Raw genomic sequence first — 19225 nt, 5'->3', positions numbered from 1 at the left:
TGTGGATAGGTTTCTTGGCTGCTTTAGGTTATTCCATCTATCCACAGCATGCTGTGTGTTATTTGCTAGCCGAGAGGAACAAAAACAGCGGAATTCGCTGTCTGCGCAGATAGGTTTCCTCATTCACGAAATATCGGCGCTGAGGGTTGGACTCTCGCAGATGCTGTACCTGAAAGCCCGCCTTCTGCAAGGCCATATAGTACGATTCAATGGAGCGATGCATCTTTTTCACTGAACCTCCCAGCCATTGCTGCTCACGATATCCCTCCACAAAATACTGATCGACAATCCAGTTGGTTCGCATCCCGGATGGCTGCAGTGTGGATGTAATCACCGGGTGTTCCACCGAAAATATGAATCGACCGTTCTCCTTCAATGTGTTATGTACGTTGTGAAACAATAGGTCCGCATCCTCTACAACATAATGAATAGCCAGTCTGGATATGACCACATCATACTGATTCGGCGGGTACGTCCAGTCTTCCATAAATGCCTGTTCAATCTGTGCATTTTGGCCCTTAACGGTCTCTACGGCTGTACGGAACATATTGTCCGATCCCTCAATCCCCGTGTAATCCGAAGCGCGATGCTCAGGACCAAGTAAATCAGCCCCGAATCTCGCATCGCCACAGCCCAGATCCAGGATGCTTTTGCCTGCAACGTCTCCCAACAGCTCCAGCATAACGGGTTTTTCCAGCGTATCATTGGCATTCTCCTGCCACTGGCGACGTTCCATATATTTTGCAAAGTTGGCGTTATTGTCATAAAAATCGGATCCATGTTCGCTCACTGCACAGCCCTCCGTTTCCATTCTCCGAAAGATTATACCTATTGTACGAGTAATCTTCCATAACAAAAAGACTGCCTCTGAACAGATCAGAAACAGTCCTTATCATAGTATGAATGGACTCAGCCGAATCGCTGCGTTTTATACCATTTACTCTCCCGCCTCTTAATCTTATCCATTATTAGCGAGTAGAATGCCTTAAGCGATATGAGAATAAAGAGCTGTGCATAGGTGAAGTAGGAGACACAAGCATAGATGAAATTAAGTGTATTACTCTGCCCAATATCAGCCGCAAGGGCAAGATTGATCTGAAGAACATAAATATAATACATGAATGCCCAGCCAATCACGAGATACACATATGCATCTCCAGCGAACTGGAATGGCGAACTCACCTCAGGTTTGAATATGGCGATGATCTGATAGACCAAATTAACGAGAAAGATAATATCCGAAACAATGATTGCTAGCATGAACCAGAAATAACTGACCGCATAATAAACAACGAGAAGTTTGTTACGCCAACTGGAGCGGTTAAACAGGTTATGAATATTATCCAACACAACCTGATAGTTTCCTTTCGCCCACCGTTCACGCTGTTTCATATATACACTGAGCTTCTCAGGTTCTTGCTGATAAGCTTCTGCTTGCGGGGCAAGAGCTACGAATTGCCCCCGATTTAAAATTTCAAACGATAACGCTGTATCCTCGGTGATGGCTGTAACGTCCCAACCGCCAATATCACGAATTAATGCCGTTTTAATAATATAATTGGTTCCAGGGATGGAACCCAGCTTGAACAGTTCCCATAGGCCCGTGTGGTAAACACGCTGTGAAGTGATAATCTCTAAATTGATACATTTGGACAGGAAATTTTGTCCTCGGTTCCGTGCCTTATTTCTTCCGAAAACAACACCATATTGCTCCGGATTCTCCAAAGACTTCTGAGCCAAAAACATAAGAGAGTTTCGTTCAGGAGCTGCATCTGCATCAAATATACAGATCCACTCCCCCGTAGCCATTTCCAAACCATCATTCAATGCCCCAGACTTACCGCCCGTACCTTTACGTTCCATTACAGTCACATTACGATGGGCGTAACTGGTTTTTCCAAGAAACGCATGAAGCTTCTCTGCCGTATCATCTGTACAGTTATCCGCAATGACAATGACTTGAACCTTATCCTCAGGATAATTTAAGCGTAAAATATGCTCCACTGTAGCTACAATAACCAAGCCTTCATTATGAGCAGGCACCATGACAGTCACCGTCGGGTAATGATCCATATTTTCAGGAATCTGAATTCCCTGCTGTTCCTGTCTATGAATAAACCGAACAGCACCAGCCATGATAACAATAGACTCAAAAACGGCAATCCAGATACTAAATATGGATAGTAGCAATAAAAAGTCAGCCACTTAGCTTCCTCCGATCATACTTCCGATTGACTCTGGATCGGAATCGTAGGGTCGCAATCGTCAAGAGAATCGTAAACACTGCAAATATGCAGCTAACGGCAATGCAGATCGGGATAAACCAAGTTAAATAATTCACCGGACTATGCCTCCTCCTGCATCTAGATGTATTCTCCAATGAGATCTGTCTCTGTATTCCGTTCGAGCGCAGCAATTACAGCATCGATATCCTCATACTTACTGAACTGTTCCTTTTGAAAAACAAGTGCCCCGGAGCGAATAACCGTCTGCAGCTCGTTTCCCTTTTTATCGATAAATTGCAGATCCATCATGGTCTTTTTGATCCGTGCTGTAAGCACAGGCAAATATTCCACATTGGTCATCGGACAGAGAATGACGAACCGTCCCCGGTCTACAAAAAATTTATAATCTTCGAACCGAATTTGCTTCTGAATGGTGTTCGACAGTTCAAGCAGGAACTGTGCATACCGAACGGATCCGAGTGATTCAAGGACCAGCGGCAGAAATTCAATCTTGAACATAGCCATGCTGAACCCATATTGCTCCGAGTATCTTCTTGCCAGGTTACTCTGCTTGATAACCGTATCTGCAAGGGCCTCCTTATTGCCGAGGGTGGTGTCCAGATCCAGCTCCGGATTGCGGTCCTGCAGTTCCTGCAGCCGCTCCATCACACGTGCGCTTCGAACCAGACTGGCTTTAATAAAGGCAGCAACTGCCACATTGGCCGGAATCAGCAGCCACCATGAGAACGTCAGTACATCCACGTTCGCGTAGGTCACAAGCCATACAAAATAAGAAACCAGGTATACAAACCCGGCAACAACAGACACTCCGACAGGTATCACAAAACCAAGGACCAGCGCGCCAAGCGACACAATGCTGAATATGACATCAAGCGTGGTAAAACTCTGATTCATGTAGATTTTGAGATAAATGACGAGCTGCTGAATAACAGCTAATCCAATCAGACTGGCATATCCCCATGCGATACGTTGGATAGGTGCTTTGTTTCTCATAGTTTCCTTCTCTCCGATGGTTTAAATTATGTCTTTTCGTAATCCGCCAATTTATGACATCATTAGACAATGGTATCCTACCATATCTATACCCAAATAAGAATACAAATCTATTACTTTTTAAGGAACTTCTGTAATTCAGTTTCTCCTAGCAAAGGGAACAGATTATCAAACATATGGGTGTTTCCATCAAACACATATCCTCCCGGATAAGCCACATCCTGACCACGCATCGTAATCATATGGTTATACAGCTGTTTGGCCCATTTTGGATCACCGGTGCGCACGGCAAGCAAGATGGCGAGTCCATATACGGAAGGCGATTCATAGTTTACCGCAGGTGTACGATTGTTACGAACATACTGTCCGGGCAGCTGATGACGGTCTTTGAATTCCTTTTTCAAAAAAGAAATCAGCTTGTCCGGTTTCCGACTGGTCTGGGCAAGGTGATTCGCTACGATGAGCTGATCGATCAGGTTTACTTTGTCATCATATGTATACTCCTTGGTTACAACGTTGAATGTTTTGGGATAAAACACTCCGTCACCCGGCATGTTTTGAAGCAAATGCTCATACTTGGCGTATGTCCCAGGCTGCAGCATCTCGTGCTTTTCCATTTGCTCGAGTGCCGGCAAGTCCACATATACCAAGCTCAACGTATCCGGGGAATACCCTCCTGCAAAGTCATGAAAATCGACAAAGTATCCTTCATTCTGTACGGATTGGCTCAAGGTACGGGAGATCTCGGCAGCCGTGGTCAACTTCGCATCTCTGCCCTGTTCCCATTGATTCGCAGCCTTCAATAAGGCGTCTATAATTCGAAAATCATCACCAAGTGCATTCGTCGTTACGTGGGACTTGCCTTCCTTGTCCAGTTTCCAGGCAATATACTTTTGAGGCATTAGAAAATAAGTCGTCAGCAGTTCGTAGCTCTGTTCAAACAATGACTGATCGTTCTTGGCCACCGCATATTGCATCCACAAACCCAGTGATTCCGACAATGCCTCCCTGCCGGCAACAATGTCTGCCTGCTCTGAAGCAGCATCCTGCAAATAGGAAGCAAGCGTGCCATTCGGATTGGTCATATGGTTCTGGACAAATGCCGCCGTCGGGGACACCTCGTTCATCACAAACCTCTCCTTCATGTACAGAAATGACAAGGCAATAATACTGACTGCAATAACGGATAGTGCCACCAGCCACGTCAGTCTTCTACGCTTGATGCTCTTCATGATTGCCTCCTGTGCGATTAATCCTGTGGAATGTTGATTCTTTTCCTTGAAATAAACTCGGCTATGGTCTGGGATGTAAGGATCAAGGATAGGGGCTCTGCTCATTCGGACTCGTTCATGTAGGCCCGGCGGCCGCCTTTTTTGACAAACTTCCAATCGACTTCGATATTATGGCGCATCCGCCGCAGAAGGCCGACCGCCAGCTCAATCTCTTCCTCTGTCAGTCCTTCCAGGGTTACCTGGTCAGAATGCACTCCCTCTTTTTGAATAAAAGCCCAGGCATCCAGTCCGGCCTCTGTTGGATATAATTGCTTGTTCTTTTTATTACCCAATGCTGACTTCTTGACGATAAACCCGTCTGCTTCCAACTTGCTGATCGCTCTGGCTGCCGTGGTACGGTCCACTTTGATCATCTCAGCCAGCTGGTTAGGAATGATGCCAGGGTTTTCGCATATGCGATACAGATACAAATACTGTCCACGAGAGAGGTTCAAATGTTGAAATTCAACATTGCTGATGGAATCCAAACAACGTGCGATCATGCCGATCTCGCGCAGCACTTCTTTTTTCTCAATCATTGTACGCACACCCTCTTATCATTTTGTTGCATTCGCAACATAATTAGTGATATAACTAAAATTAACTCATCTTAAAAGTGAACGATGAAATTTTGCTTCTTTTGAGGATCTTATTTGCTTTTGTACCAGTTTACCATGCCAGAATGACATTACTATCGGCCAAAGGAGAAACATTCATGAATACCACTATTGTAGAAGTTGATAATCAGGAACTGCTCGATGCCTGCTTCACCATTCGAACCGCGATCTTTGTGGAAGAGCAAGGGGTTCCTGCCGAAGATGAATTCGACGCCTATGATGCGCTAGGCACTGAAGCCCGTCATATTCTCCTCTACGTGGATGGCGTACCTGCCGCTTCCTCCAGATTGCGTATTGTGGAGAATGTCGCCAAGCTGGAACGGATCTGTGTGATGATGGATTACCGCAAACATGGCCTCGGCCGTGTGCTGATCGATAAACTCGAGCAAATGGCTCTGGATCAAGGGCTGAAGAAGGCCAAGCTGCATGCGCAGGTTCAAGCTTCCGGGTTCTATGAACGTCTTGGATATGCCGCAGCCTCCGATGTGTTTATGGAGGATGGCATTCCCCATCTGTTAATGACCAAACAGCTCAAATAGATATTAAAAAACGCCTCTGTACTCACTTTTTCAGTGAGATACGGAGGCGTTTTGCCTACGTGCACTATTACGATGCCGCACCAATCATCTCAAGGGGAGTTACCCCATAGCCAGGCGGTCTGGCTGTGATTCAGCGGCATTATTTTTCATCTGTTTACTGCGCAGTTGACCGCAGGCAGCATCGATGTCGGTACCGTGTTCCATACGTACCGTGGAGTTGATGTTATTTTTCTTAAGTGTGTCATAGAAGCCCAGAATCGATTCTTCCGTACTCCGCTGATACTGACTATGCTCATCAACCGGATTGTATGGAATCAGATTGACGCTAACCATGCTCTTACGGCTGGACAACAGTTCAGCCAGCTCGGCTGCATGCTCCCGTTGATCGTTAACATCCCGAAGCAAAATATATTCAAACATGATGCGTTTGTTCGTGGTAGCCAAATAATAATCCACTGCATCCATCAGCTGTTCAATCGGGAAGGCCCGGTTGATCTTCATGATGTGTGTACGCAGTTCGTTATTCGGCGCATGCAAGGAGATTGCCAGATTAACCTGCAAACTGCTGTCTGCAAATTCCTTAATCTTGTCAGGCAGTCCACTTGTGGATACGGTGATACGCTTGGCAGCAAGGGCCAGCCCCTTACGATCCTTGATCACTTCGATGAAATTACTCATGTTCTCGAAATTATCAAACGGTTCACCAATCCCCATCACGACAACGTTGGTTACCCGCTCGCCTTGACCCGCTGCATCCAGGTGCCGCTGTACATGCATGATCTGTTCCACAATCTCTCCTGCGGACAGGTCACGGCTTTTCTTAATCAATCCGCTCGCGCAGAAGCTGCAGCCAATATTACAGCCCACTTGGGTCGTTACACAGACGGTAAGACCGTATTTTTGACGCATCAATACCGTCTCAATCAGGTTGCCGTCCTGCATCCGCAGCAGAAACTTCACCGTACCGTCTGCCGACTCCTGCTTCACGTGTTCACTCATCGAGTTCATCGTGAAGTGTTCGGAGAGAACATCCAGACATTCCTGACGCACATCGTTCATCTCGGGAAAATCATGTACGCGCTCTTGATATAACCATTCCCAGATCCGGGAAGCACGGGATTTCTTCTGCCCATGCTCCGGTAACCAGGAACGAAGCTGCTCTAATGTTAATCCATAAATGGATGATTTGTTCATTGTATAGTCCTCTTTTCGCAAAAAGCATATGGCTTATCGGTCCTACCAAAAAACCTCTACTCTGTATTGTCCCAAAATTATCGAGGGAACACAAGGGCTTTTGCATTTCTTCCAAGAGGTTTTAGCTATGGCAAATCTGCACAATGCACATCGTTTCCCCTTACCCGGTCTTCACGATTAGAAGTGAATGATACCGGATGTGTGCAGCAGCACAAGAACGACGAGAATGGGTGCCACATAACGCAGCATGAACAACCAAATCCGGAACCAGCCTGCATTCAGACCTGAAGCCTCTGCAGCCTTTTTCCAGAAGTAACCCGCAAAGATCGTCACAAGCAATCCGCCGATTGGCAGCAGAATGTTGGACGCTACAAAATCCATCCAGTCGAACACACTCTTCGAACCAATGGTCCATTCAGGCAGCAAGCCCAGCGACAGTACGGAAGGCAAGCCAACGATGAAAACAGCCAGTGAGATCACCCATACGGCACGGTTTCTGCTCCAGGACAACCGTTCCATGAAGTATTTCACCGGAACTTCAAGCAAGGATACGGCTGAGGTCAGTGCTGCGATTGCCAGCAGGATGAAGAATAGTCCACCAAACAGGAACCCGAGCGGCATAGCCGAGAACGCAGCTGGAAGAGCTACGAAAATAAGCGAAGGCCCTTGGTCCGGTGCAATACCAAACGAAAATGTTGTTGGAAAGATGATCAGACCAGCAATAAATGCATAGATCAGGTCACCCGCGCCTACAGCGACAGTTGCCGCACCCAGCGATTGATTTTTATCTACATAGGAACCATAAGTCACCAGGATACCCATTCCGAGCGACAGGGAGAAAAAGGCATGTCCAAGCGCTACCAGCGCTGATTCAGTCGTGAGCTGCGAGAAATCGGGATTCAGGAAAAAGGAAACTCCCGCACCAGCTCCAGGTAGAGTCACTGCCCGAATCATCAGGATAATGAGCAGAACCAGCATGGCTGGGATCAGCACCTTGTTGAATTTCTCGATCCCGTTGGAAACCCCTTTGGCTACGATCCAGCCCGTAATCAATACTGCAAGCAGTTGCCACATGATCGGCAGATATCCGCCTACAAAGGAACCAAACTGCCCGGCATAATCCGGATTGTCGAACAACCTACCGCTAAACGTGGTCACAGCATAGTGCAGCGTCCACCCTGCAATAATAACGTAGAAGGAAAGGATGATAAACGGTGTCAGTACTTGCAGTAAACCTGCCGCAAGCCAGCCCTTATGTCCACCAGCCTTGATAAATGCCGTAGCGGCGCTGCCTCTGCCACTGCGTCCGATGGCAAGCTCTGCAAGCAGAACGGGCAGACCAATAAGCAATAGACAGACGATGAAGAGCAGGAAAAACGCAGCTCCCCCATTTTCCCCCGTAATATAAGGGAATTTCCACATGTTGCCCAGACCAACCGAACTACCGATCGCGGCTAGGATAAACCCGGCGCGTGAGAAGCGCTCACCTTTGCCAGTATTGTCTTGCTCCAGGTTTGACTTACTAAAATTCATCGTATCTACTCCATCACTTTAAAGTTTTCCCGTAATTATATAACACTCCTCGTGTCAGGTCATTCGAAAATCGAAATTTATCGAAATGTTATTTATTTACATTCGAGAGAGAGCTTATTTTTATTACATATTTCCCTACTTATCAGTATGGGATAAATTCATACACTCCAACCCCTTGCATTATATTACACATCATGAAGACTTCCGATAACCTTTTAAATGACTGTTTTTGGGCACAAAAAAAGGATTGCGCCCGCCATTCACATGGCAGCAACGTAATCCTTATTTGATCAGTTGTTAGTTCGATCTGATCTCAAGCAACTCATATTTGATAACACCCATCGGTGCATTAACATGAATGACGCTGCCTACTTCTTTGCCCATAATCTCCTTGCCGAGTGGGCTTTCGTAGGAAATTTTGTTATTTGCCACATCGGCTTCGGCTGGACCAACCAGTTGATATTCAATCTTTTCTGCAAATTCAATATCATTCAGCAGCACGATTGAGCCAATGCTCACCTTGTTGGAGTCGATATTATCCGAACTAATCACTCTTGCCTTGGTCAGCATCTTCTCCAGAATCAAAATGCGGGTTTCCATAAATGCCTGATCATCTTTGGCTGAATGATACTCACTATTTTCCTTCAGGTCACCGTAACTGATCGCAAGCTTCAGACGCTCGGCCAACTCTTTACGCTTCACCGTCTTCAATTCCCTCAGTTCGTCCTCCAGCTTTTCCAAGCCTTCCTGTGTCAAAATTACTTCATCATTAGCCATTTTTCCATCTCCTAATCCTGCTTTCTATCTATATTCTAACCTATATCCACTCCAAACGGTTAACATACCCCCGAAAAAGAATTTCATCCTCGACTAAACATATATGCTGTCTCAATTGTACCGGTACAATCCGAGTAAACCTGAGTATCCATTTTAACTGTTCACTCCTACAATAAAATCATGGCCTTTTGCTTCCTTTAAGAATGGCCGACTAACCGATTTGAGGTGATTCCGCTTGAACACATTGACAGATTCAGAACTGAAGTCCTATCTGAAACGGATCTACATTGATGATATTAAACCGGCAACATTGGAATTTTTGTCAGAACTCCATCGTGCACATGTACAATACCTTTCATGGCAAACGATAGATATTTTTACAGGACGCCCGGAGGCAATCGATCTTGCCAATTCAGTCCAACTTGTCCTGCAAGGACGCAGCGGGTACTGCTTCCATCTCAATGGCGCATTTAGCATCCTGCTTCGTTCTCTCGGCTATGAAGTACAGTGGCATCGCGCGGGAGTGCAGCCCCATGGAGAGCAGCCACGTGTGAATTCGTTCCATCTTGGGCTGTCCGTACTCCTACCTGAAGCTGGACCTGAGACCGAACGCTGGATCGTCGATGTTGGCCTGGGTGGCATGCCCTTCGAGCCTCTGCCACTTCGTTATGAGGTTTATGGAGAGGCTCCTTTCACCTACAACTTAACCTCATCCAGCGTTGCTTTTGAGGGATGGCGACTTGAATACGAACCTCATGGACCCAGTGAGGGCGTAGACTATGCTCCAGAGGTGCTTCTTACCCTGGATGAGTTTATCCCCAAACATCACTTCTACAGTCAATCGGCCGAATCGCCCTGGCATAATGTTTTCCTGCTTCGCCAGCGGAATGCTGTAGCCAGCAACGAGCTGCGTGGATGCATGCTGCGAACCCATACTGCTAAAGGCATTCATAAAACCGAAATACAGAGCTATACCGATTGGAGAGAGTTGTTGGACGAAGTCTTTCATGAACCGTTAGTACGCTACAGTGAACTGGAGCGCGTGGAGATGTGGGAACGCATTCGAGCTGGACATGAGGAGTGGAAAAGAACTAAGCAGGTGTAAAAGCAGGCGATAACTCGCTTGGAGAACGAAGGAATATAAAGGGAATTCTGCTGAACATGCCGAATATCTCGTCAGGTGATAAATCATGATAAACATTCAAGTTCTGCGCATTCCTGCAGAAATCCCCAATGAAGTTTGGCATTCGCTCCTCGCGCTCGTCTCGGCTGAGCGGCGGCAGCAAGCGGCACGTTTTGTCCATCAGGCCGATGCCTATCGTTCAGTGCTTGGGGAGGCGCTGGCTCGTGTGACATTGGGCAAATGGACTGGTGCGAGACCAGGCGAGCTTGTCTTTATCCGCAATACATACGGTAAGCCTTCACTTATCAGCCATCCTGAACTGCCTTTCAATGTATCCCATTCCGGTGATTGGGTTGCCGTCATTTCAGGAGGTCACGCTCCACTCGGTGTGGATGTAGAGAAAATATCCCCCATCGACATGAAGATTGCCGAACGTTTCTTCTCTCCGTTGGAGAGCCGGATGCTGGCAGCAGAGCCCGCAGAACAGCAGCTGGAAACCTTTTATCGGCTGTGGACGATGAAAGAAAGTTATATCAAGGCCATCGGTATGGGGTTATCCATGCCGCTAGACTCCTTTTCCATGCGGCGTGGCATGGACGGACTCTGGTATTGTCCCGAAGCACCGACGTATCAATTCCTCAGCCAGCGTCTGGATGAGGGACATATGCTGGCAGCCACTGGTTCCGCAGCAATGGAACTGCCAACCCAGCCTGATGTGATTACGATTGAGGAGTTATCTTCATTCATATTGTGAAGGAGGGAATTTTCATTCCTTCCTTCTTTTTTTATTTTCACCTTTTAACCCATAAATTTTCAAAAAAAATGATTACATCTTGTCCAATTAATGGTACTATAGAACCACTTGGATGAGAAATAGGAAAAACAGATCAGGCTTTTATAACTAGATTATAACTTACATACTTTTGTCGATCCCCGATTCTCTCTCCGATTCATTATTTTAGAAGGAAGTGGACAAATGCATATCTTTTTGTAAAACAGTGCCGGTGTAACCAAAAATGTCAAAGTTGGTTTCAGCTGGACAACATTCTTTTTCGGATTTCTCCCTGCTCTGTTCCGGGGTGATTTGAAATGGGCTGTTATTATGTTTTTAATCGCTGCAGCGATCGGAGCCTTCACTTTTGGTATCTGAGCTTGGGTTAGCGGAATCGTATTCTCGTTCGTCTACAACAAAATTTATATCAAGGAATTGCTCGAAAAAGGCTACCGCCCAGCAAATGCTGAATCTCAAGCCGTTCTTGAGAGAACTCAAATTGTTGCCCCAGCAGCCTGATCTATCCTTTAAAAGAAGCTTAGCAATACCTTTTTTCTAGATTCAGCTTGTAGATAGTAAATAGTAACATGTAGAAACACCAAAATCCCTGGCAAATTAGCCAGGGATTTTTGATATTTATTTATACTGACCATGGCCTTGGGATGCATCCGGAGTCTCATCCGCCAGCCTCTTGAACCACACCGGGCATCCCCGTTTCATCACAGAGGCTTAGTGGCTTCAGGTCCGTCCACTTCTCCGCAATGTAATCAAGACACACCCGGCGTTTTGCCTTGCCCAGCATCTGGGTCCAGCCTGCAGGGACTGGAATGGATGCAGGCCAGAGCGAATACTGCCCTTCCTCATTCATTAATACCAGATAATTGCTGTCTTCCTGTTCAAAAGGGTTGCTCATCGGCTTATCCTCCTATTTAAGATGAACTTGGCGCTGGTTCAGCATCTCCAGCTTGGCCATCAGCGTCCGGCATATTTCAGCCAGTGGTCCAGGCTGGCAGAGATCCTTGTGGCGGCAGGCAATATCATGCCTTTCCATTTGGCCTCCAATATAGGCATTCCACATCTCTGGTTCAATGGGGTCAAACCAGTCCGGAATGACGGTAGAACGGAAGAAAATCAGATCCCCTTCGAACCAGGAAGGCGTGTACGCCCCCAGAATTCGGACAGAATTTTCATACGTTTTCCGCAATTTCATGATCGTCTCCTCATCCAGACTGGCCAGCGCACTTCCTTCACTTCGCAGAATACGCATGGCTGCAGCCATATCCAGCGGACCTTCCCCAATACTGTCCGGATCATATCCACCAAGGGCAAGCAAGGCGGTCAGCGCCTCTTCCTCATCCGGTTCCCCGCGAATCGGAAGATAGTGACTCGGATAAGCGTCCAGCATGGCAAGAAACTCTACCTCTTCCCCTTCCGACTGAAGCTGTACAGCCATGGCCTGAGCTACATTGCCTCCAAGAGACCAGCCCAGCAATCGGTAAGGTCCCTCAGGCTGTACCGAGCGAATATGACGGATATAATCTGCTGTCATATCCTCCAGCTTAGCCGGAAGATCCTCGTACTGGGCAATGCCGCGAGCCTGTAATCCATAAATCGGGTATTCCATACCCAGATGCTTCATCAACCCGGCATAACACCAGCTTAATCCTCCGGCAGGATGAACACAGAACAGCGGGAGGTGGGCTCCGTGAGTCCGGAGAGGCAGCAGCACTTGCAGCGAACCTGTACCTGTATCCGAATCCATTTTAAGCCGTTCGGCCAGTCCGGCAACCGTTGCCGTTTCAAACAAAATGCCAATCCCCGGTTCCTTGCCCATGGCCTCCCGGATTCGGCTTATCAAACGAACAGCGAGCAGGGAATGTCCACCAAGGTCAAAGAACCCATCATCGATACTGACACTTCGCAATCCCAGCACTTCGGCAAACAGATCACACAAAATCTGCTCTTGCGGATTACGAGGTGCCCGGCCACCGGAAGTCAGCTGCATTTCCGGTACAGGCAAAGCTTTGCGGTCCAGCTTGCCGTTGGCCGTGAGTGGTATAGCCTCCATGGTGACCACCGCTGACGGAACCATGTAATCAGGCAGACTTGCTGAAGCATGACGACGAAGCATAGCCGATTCTGGTCCAGAACCCATCTTCGAGTTTGGCACAATATACGCCACGAGGCGTTTGTCTCCCGGCTGGTCTTCGCGCACGATGACCGCAGCTTGTGCAACCTCGGGATGTCTGGCCAGCACCGCTTCGATCTCGCCAAGCTCGATGCGGAAACCGCGTATTTTCACCTGCTGATCCGCCCGGCCCAAGTAATCAAGCGACCCATCATGAAGTCTTTTCGCCAAATCTCCCGTGCGGTACATGCGTGTTCCTGCTGGACCGTATGGATCTGCGACGAAACGCTCTGCCGTAAGATCCGGTCTGCCCCAATACCCGCGGGCAAGGCCTGCTCCAGCCACATACATCTCACCTGTCACACCTGCAGGAACAGGCTGGAGATGATCATCCAATACGTATACCCGCAGATCCGGAATGGCACAGCCGATCCAGCTGCTTGCTCCTTCTGCGGCACTGCCAGCATGCAGTTCCTGATAGCTGACATGCACGGTGGTCTCCGTAATGCCATACATATTAATCAGTTTGGGTGCATCATCTGGATGGCGTTCATACCAATCTTCCAACCGACCGAGTTCAAGTGCCTCTCCTCCAAAGATCACGTAGCGGAGTCCAAGCTTCTGCCCCCACTCTGGATGCTCCCGATCTGCCTGCATCAGCTGGTAGAATGCTGACGGCGTCTGATTTAACACCGTTACCTCTTGCTCGGCAAGCAGCTGCAGGAAGGCACCTGGAGAGCGACTAATCTCATGCGGCACAACGACCAGCCGACCCCCGTGCAGCAGTGGTCCCCAGATCTCCCAGACCGAGAAGTCAAAGGCATAAGAATGGAATAACGTCCATACATCACTCGCATTAAATTGGTACCAGTGCTGTGTAGCCTCAAATAACCGGATTACATTGGCATGGGGAATAACCACTCCCTTGGGTTTGCCTGTGGAACCCGAGGTATAGATCATATAAGCCGGACTGAGATGAGACACGCGTCCATTGCGTTCACCATCTGCCGGATTTCGTTCATCCTGAGCAGACAGCCGCTGAATGGTTTGTGGATCGTCCAGGTTTAACCGTTGTACGGATTCGGTCTGAGGCAGCTGGAACGCTACTTCCTCATTGGTAATCATCACGCCCGGAGCTGCGTCTGTCAGCATATGCGTCAATCGATCCGAAGGATAATTCGGATCAAGTGGAAGATAGGCAGCCCCTGCTTTTAACACAGCCAGAATGCCGACCACCATCTCAGTGGAACGTGGCAGTGCAAGAGCAACCATCTGTTCTGGGCCCACACCTTCTGCAATCAACAATCTTGCGAGCCTGTTGGCACTTGCATTGAGCTCTTGATAGTTAATGACCATGTCTCCCAAGCTCACAGCTGGTGCCTCCGGGGTAGCCGCTGCCTGAATTTCAAAGCGTTCAACAATGGTCATTCCAGGTGAAGAAGCTTCATCCACTGCGGCCAAACACTGCTGTTCCAGGAGGGCACGTTCCTTGGGAGTTACCACGTTAAAGCAGCTAATGTGCCCATCTGTCTGCTGGACCGCATCCTCCAGCACCTGGATTAATCGGACCACAAGCTCTGCTGCCGTTGATTCCCGGAAAAGATCCGTACTGTACTCCAGCACACCTTCGATTCCCGCTGGTGAGCCATTGTGTTCACGCTGTTCCGTGAGCTCCACAGTCAGGTCGAATTTGGATGAACCCACGCTCTGCATACTCGTTTGGGATACCACACCTGGCAGATCGAGCTGAACGTCTGGCGTATTTTGCAGGACCAGCATCACCTGAAAGAGTGGATGCTTGGAGCGGGACCTGGACGGATTCAGCACTTCAACCAAACGCTCAAAAGGCAGATCCTGATGTTCGTAAGCAGCCAGATCCACTTCTCGCACACGTGCCAGCAGTTCACGGAATGTCGGATCTCCGGAAGTGTCTGTACGCAGCACAAGGGTATTGATGAACATGCCCACCACTTCGTCCAGTGCATCGTCGATCCTGCCGGCAATCGGGGTCCCAATCGCAATATCCGTACCCGCTCCCATGCGTGTAAGCAGTACCGACAATACGGCATGCAAAACCATGAAGAGACTGACCTTGTTTTCTCGCGCCACAGCCAATAGCTGTTCATGCAGTTTCTGACTAATGGTAAAAGGGACCGTTCCGCCCTGGTAGCTGGAGACCACCGGACGCGGATAATCGGCTGGAAACGACACTTGTTCCGGCAAGCCTTCCAGTTGACGGCTCCAGAACTCCAGCTCCCTTGCAATCAGGCTGTCCGGCTGCCCTTCATCTCCAAGCAGTCGATCCTGCCACACCGCGTAATCGGCATATTGAACGCGCAGTGGTTCCCAGGAAGGCGCCGCCCCCTGAACACGTGCCCTGTATGCTTGGGACAAGTCCCGCATCAAAGGCGACAGGGACCAACCGTCTCCAGCTATATGATGAAGCAGTAACAAGAGAACATGTTCATCCGGACCGGATGTAAACAGCTCCGTACGGATACCCGGCTCGCTTGAGAGCTTGAAGCTGTGCCGGGAAGCTTCGGTCAGAAGTTCCGCCAGTTCATCCACTGCAGCGTATCTTACATGTAAGTTCACACGAAACTCTTCAGCATCCAGAATGGTCTGGCTTGCAGAACCAAGCTCTGGCGGATATAACGTTCTCAACGTCTCATGGCGATCAACAATGTCTTGAACGGCGGCTTGAAGCGCAGGTATATCAAGTTTGCCGGTTAACCGCACCACAAGCGGAATATTGTACGTAGGACTCGGTCCTTCCAAACAATACAGGAACCAGAGCCGCCGCTGAGCAAAGGAGAGAGGAATTTCACCTTGACGAGCAGCAGGCTCTATTACTGGTCTGACTGAACCCACCTGATCCAATCTCTTGGCGAGGCCTGCTGCCGTTGGTGACTCGAATACACTGCCAATGTTCAGCTCTACGCCAAACACATCCCGAATCCGGGCTGTGATACGGCCTGCAAGCAGGGAATGACCACCAAGTTCGAAGAAATCATCATCGATCCCCACACGAGCAACACCCAGAATCTCAGCGAATAAACTGCACAGCATCTCCTCCTGAGGGGTTCTGGCCTCACGTCCGCTGGCATGGGACAATATTGAAGGGACAGGCAGCTGCTTGCGATCGATTTTTTTATTGGGAGTCAGCGGCATTTCGTCAAGGTTCATGAAGGCAGCTGGCACCATGTAATCCGGCAGTTCATCCGCCACATGTGCCCGAAGCAGCGACAGATCCAGACCTGAAGAGTATTCAGTGGTTGCAACCACATATGCAGCCAGACGCGGATTCCCAGGTTGGTCCTCGCGTGCCATAACCGTAACCTGGGCTACGCCCGGATATCTAGAAATGACGGATTCAATCTCACCCAATTCGATACGGAATCCTCTGATTTTGATCTGGTGGTCTGCCCTGCCCAAATAGTCAATCGACCCGTCAGGCAGCCACTTCGCCAAGTCTCCTGTACGATACATGCGGCTGCCTGCTTGTCCGAAGGGATTTGCAACAAACCGCTCGGCGGTCAGGTCAGGTCTTCCCAGATAGCCTCTTGCCAGCCCATCTCCCGCAATATATAATTCTCCGACAACACCCGGAGGGACTGGATTCAGACTCCCATCCAATACGTAAAGCTGCGTGTTTCGAACCGGTCCGCCAATAGAGGGCTTACCCGTTGATTCAGCCACCATGGCAGCAGCCGTTGAATAAATCGTGGTCTCCGTCGGTCCATACTGGTTATGAACGTGACATCCCATCGCCTGCAAGGAAAGCTTCAGTTCCTCAGAGAGGGCTTCACCACCGGTAATGACCGTCAGACCGTCAAATGTCCCAGGCTTGCTGGTCACCAGAGACTGCCACAACGTTGGTGTGGCTTGCATAATCGTTGTCCCCTGCCGTCTCATCTGTGCGGCCAGAGCCACCGGATCAAGAATGGTTTCTTTGCGAGCTATATCCAGCCTTGCTCCGGTCGTAAGCGGCAGAAATACCTCAAGAACAGAAATGTCAAAAGCAATTGTCGTGACCGATAACCAGCGATCCTGCGGCCCGACCTTCAGTCGCAGCTTCATGTCTTCCAGCAGATTGGACAGGCCCAGATGGGTAACGGCAACCCCCTTCGGTTTACCGGTAGATCCGGAGGTATAGATGATATAAGAGGGATTCAGCTGCGAGGCAGCTTTTGTGAGATCCTCTGGTTCGGGATTGCTCCCGGACTGACGGCCTATTCTCACCGCAACCTTCGGTTCATCCAAGGCCAACATGGGGACATCGGACATGTGCTGCAAATGGGACAGATTATGCTTCACCGTAATCAGACATGCCGGTCTGGCATCCTCTAGCATGTAGGTTAGTCTCTCTTCAGGGTAATCCGGGTCCAGCGGAAGGTAAGCTGCTCCCGTCTTATGAACAGCCAGAATGGCAACCACGACCTCCAGAGATCGCGGCATAGCAATGGCTACGATCTGCTCTGGTCCCACTTTATAATGCTGGATCAGCTCGTGAGCCAGACGGTTTGAACGCTCGTTAAGCTCGGCATAGGTCAGAGATTCAGCTTCAAACGTTGCAGCCATGGCAGATGGGGTGCGCCGAACCTGCTGTTCGAACATGGCTGCCGAGTTCCGCTCAGGAGCCTTGTGCTGTGTCTGATTCCACACGTTCAGGACCTGGTCTCGTTCTTCAGGTAACAGCACTTCCATTTGACCTACGTACTGCTCTTCGATTCCTTCCTGCATCATTGCATTCAGCAGCTGCATATAACGAAGCCGATGACTCAGCAGATCCGATTCGCTGTAGACGGAAGGATTGGCATCAAAGTCAATCCGAAGTCCATGACCGTGCCCTTGGTCCACGACATGGATGGACAGGTCATCGACCGGACCCGTAGACAAGTTATGAATCATCCCGCGCTGACCCGCGAAATTCAGCTCATGATGGAATGGCATGACATTGATCATCGGCCCGAATAGTCGGCGATTCTCCCCCAGCAGCTTCAGATCACGCCGCAGATCCTGGTGCCGGTAACGTTGATGCTTGCGAACGGCACGGATCTCCCGCACAATCTGTTCGGCCAGGGCAGATATACGCATATCAGACTCAACTTTCAAGCGCAGCGGGAGCACGTTCATAACCATGCCTGGCACACGCAAGGCTGTCGATCCCAGCCTGCACATGACAGGCAAAGCCAGTATCACATCTTGCGTGCCGGTGATCCGATGCACATAAATGGCTGCTGCTGCAATAAACAGATCAGGCCAGGTTACCCCGTACCGGGCGGCCGCATCCTGAAGGCGATCCCGATCGAACTGTGTTAGTTCAAACCTCTCCCGCAGGAAATGATCCGCTGTCCGGGATGCCTTTTCACCCAAACTTACGACGTCCGGTTCATCAGCATATCGCTCCAGCCAAAACGTTCGATCCTGCTCCCTTGCAGCAGATGCATGATAAGCCTCATCCTCCTGAATGACAGAGGACAGCGGTCCAAATGCTTGTGTTTCCAAGATACTCTCAGCTGATCCACCATTAACCCTGGCAGTATACAGACTTGCTACTCTACGGGTAATTAGCGATACGCCGTATCCGTCAATTGCAATATGATGCACGCGCTGGTACCAGTAGTATCGCCCTTCACTCACTTGGAACAGGGCTTCTGTAAATACCGGTCCAGCTGCAAGATTGACGGGGCTGGCGAGATCCCGGTGCATCCAGGCCATAGCCGCCGCATGGGGATCCTGTTCGCCGCGAACATCCAGTACATGAAACGTCCAATGATCGCCCTCCTGGTTGAGGGTTTGGTAAGGGCCGTGTTCATTTTCACCATAAACCATGTTTAAGGTTTCGGCCTCCGAGACGGTTTGACGAACACTCTGTTCAAACTGTTGTACATCAACAGGCCCATGAATAACCACGTATTCACCTGTGTTGTACATGGGGTTGTCCGGATTCAGCTGATGAGCAAACCAGATCCCGGACTGCGCAGCCGACATGGGCCACGTTCCATTCCGACGCTGCGACAAGTTCACCG

General features: G+C 49.2%; 14 protein-coding genes and 1 pseudogene. 4 read left to right on the top strand and 11 right to left on the bottom strand.

From position 1 onward, the window contains the following. Positions 1 to 58 precede the first annotated feature (58 nt). The 6 genes from AC3WQ3_RS00905 to AC3WQ3_RS00880 all read right to left on the bottom strand — a co-directional run bounded on the left by AC3WQ3_RS00905 (position 59) and on the right by AC3WQ3_RS00880 (position 5049). On the bottom strand, positions 59 to 811 hold the full coding sequence (locus AC3WQ3_RS00905) for a class I SAM-dependent DNA methyltransferase (protein ID WP_336782709.1): 753 nt from the start codon (positions 809 to 811) through the stop codon (positions 59 to 61). A 98-nt stretch (positions 812 to 909) separates the two neighbouring features. Further along, positions 910 to 2205: a glycosyltransferase family 2 protein gene (locus AC3WQ3_RS00900; protein ID WP_492471179.1), complete on the bottom strand. Its 1296-nt coding sequence runs from the start codon at positions 2203 to 2205 to the stop codon at positions 910 to 912. Beyond that, a complete protein-coding gene (locus AC3WQ3_RS00895) occupies positions 2198 to 2341 on the bottom strand; it encodes a hypothetical protein (protein WP_492471178.1) in 144 nt (47 codons plus the stop codon). The genes AC3WQ3_RS00900 and AC3WQ3_RS00895 overlap by 8 nt, the downstream gene beginning before the upstream one ends. A gap of 22 nt (positions 2342 to 2363) precedes the next feature. Then, positions 2364 to 3239 (bottom strand): diguanylate cyclase domain-containing protein, encoded by an 876-nt coding sequence (locus tag AC3WQ3_RS00890; RefSeq protein ID WP_492471177.1) that lies wholly within the window; start codon positions 3237 to 3239, stop codon positions 2364 to 2366. A gap of 113 nt (positions 3240 to 3352) precedes the next feature. Then, positions 3353 to 4471 carry a glycosyl hydrolase family 8 gene (locus AC3WQ3_RS00885; RefSeq protein ID WP_336782469.1) on the bottom strand — a complete coding sequence of 373 codons (1119 nt, stop codon included), beginning with the start codon at positions 4469 to 4471 and terminating at the stop codon, positions 3353 to 3355. A 101-nt stretch (positions 4472 to 4572) separates the two neighbouring features. Then, the gene (locus tag AC3WQ3_RS00880; protein ID WP_336782471.1) at positions 4573 to 5049 is read right to left on the bottom strand and encodes a MarR family winged helix-turn-helix transcriptional regulator; all 477 of its coding nucleotides are present in this window, start codon (positions 5047 to 5049) and stop codon (positions 4573 to 4575) included. 176 nt (positions 5050 to 5225) lie between these two features. On the opposite strand from AC3WQ3_RS00880, the gene AC3WQ3_RS00875 reads away from it, so the two are divergent. Then, on the top strand, positions 5226 to 5666 hold the full coding sequence (locus AC3WQ3_RS00875) for a GNAT family N-acetyltransferase (protein ID WP_492471176.1): 441 nt from the start codon (positions 5226 to 5228) through the stop codon (positions 5664 to 5666). Positions 5667 to 5765: 99 nt separating this feature from the next. On the opposite strand, the gene rlmN is transcribed toward AC3WQ3_RS00875, so the two are convergent. The 3 genes from rlmN to greA all read right to left on the bottom strand — a co-directional run bounded on the left by rlmN (position 5766) and on the right by greA (position 9170). Beyond that, positions 5766 to 6860, bottom strand: coding sequence for a dual-specificity RNA methyltransferase RlmN (gene rlmN / locus AC3WQ3_RS00870; protein WP_095360231.1), 1095 nt, complete (start codon positions 6858 to 6860; stop codon positions 5766 to 5768). Positions 6861 to 7037: 177 nt separating this feature from the next. Continuing rightward, positions 7038 to 8393 carry a sodium-dependent transporter gene (locus AC3WQ3_RS00865; protein ID WP_095360232.1) on the bottom strand — a complete coding sequence of 452 codons (1356 nt, stop codon included), beginning with the start codon at positions 8391 to 8393 and terminating at the stop codon, positions 7038 to 7040. A gap of 297 nt (positions 8394 to 8690) precedes the next feature. Next, a complete protein-coding gene (greA, locus tag AC3WQ3_RS00860; protein WP_095290722.1) occupies positions 8691 to 9170 on the bottom strand; it encodes a transcription elongation factor GreA in 480 nt (159 codons plus the stop codon). A gap of 235 nt (positions 9171 to 9405) precedes the next feature. On the opposite strand from greA, the gene AC3WQ3_RS00855 reads away from it, so the two are divergent. The 3 genes and pseudogenes from AC3WQ3_RS00855 to AC3WQ3_RS00845 all read left to right on the top strand — a co-directional run. Beyond that, positions 9406 to 10275 carry an arylamine N-acetyltransferase family protein gene (locus tag AC3WQ3_RS00855; RefSeq protein ID WP_492471175.1) on the top strand — a complete coding sequence of 290 codons (870 nt, stop codon included), beginning with the start codon at positions 9406 to 9408 and terminating at the stop codon, positions 10273 to 10275. An 85-nt stretch (positions 10276 to 10360) separates the two neighbouring features. Next, entirely contained in the window at positions 10361 to 11047 is a 687-nt protein-coding gene (locus AC3WQ3_RS00850; protein ID WP_492471174.1) for a 4'-phosphopantetheinyl transferase family protein, read from the top strand. A 255-nt stretch (positions 11048 to 11302) separates the two neighbouring features. Continuing rightward, a pseudogene (locus AC3WQ3_RS00845) lies at positions 11303 to 11584 on the top strand (DUF2628 domain-containing protein); the annotation flags it as partial. A gap of 157 nt (positions 11585 to 11741) precedes the next feature. Here AC3WQ3_RS00845 and AC3WQ3_RS00840 read toward each other — a convergent pair. Beyond that, positions 11742 to 11978: an MbtH family protein gene (locus tag AC3WQ3_RS00840; RefSeq protein ID WP_492471173.1), complete on the bottom strand. Its 237-nt coding sequence runs from the start codon at positions 11976 to 11978 to the stop codon at positions 11742 to 11744. Positions 11979 to 11990: 12 nt separating this feature from the next. Beyond that, on the bottom strand, positions 11991 to 19187 hold the full coding sequence (locus AC3WQ3_RS00835) for an amino acid adenylation domain-containing protein (protein ID WP_492471399.1): 7197 nt from the start codon (positions 19185 to 19187) through the stop codon (positions 11991 to 11993). Positions 19188 to 19225: the final 38 nt, after the last annotated feature.

The sequence above is a fragment of the Paenibacillus sp. FW104-T2 genome (genome assembly GCF_058789975.1).
This window is presented reverse-complemented; position numbering and strand designations above follow the sequence as displayed.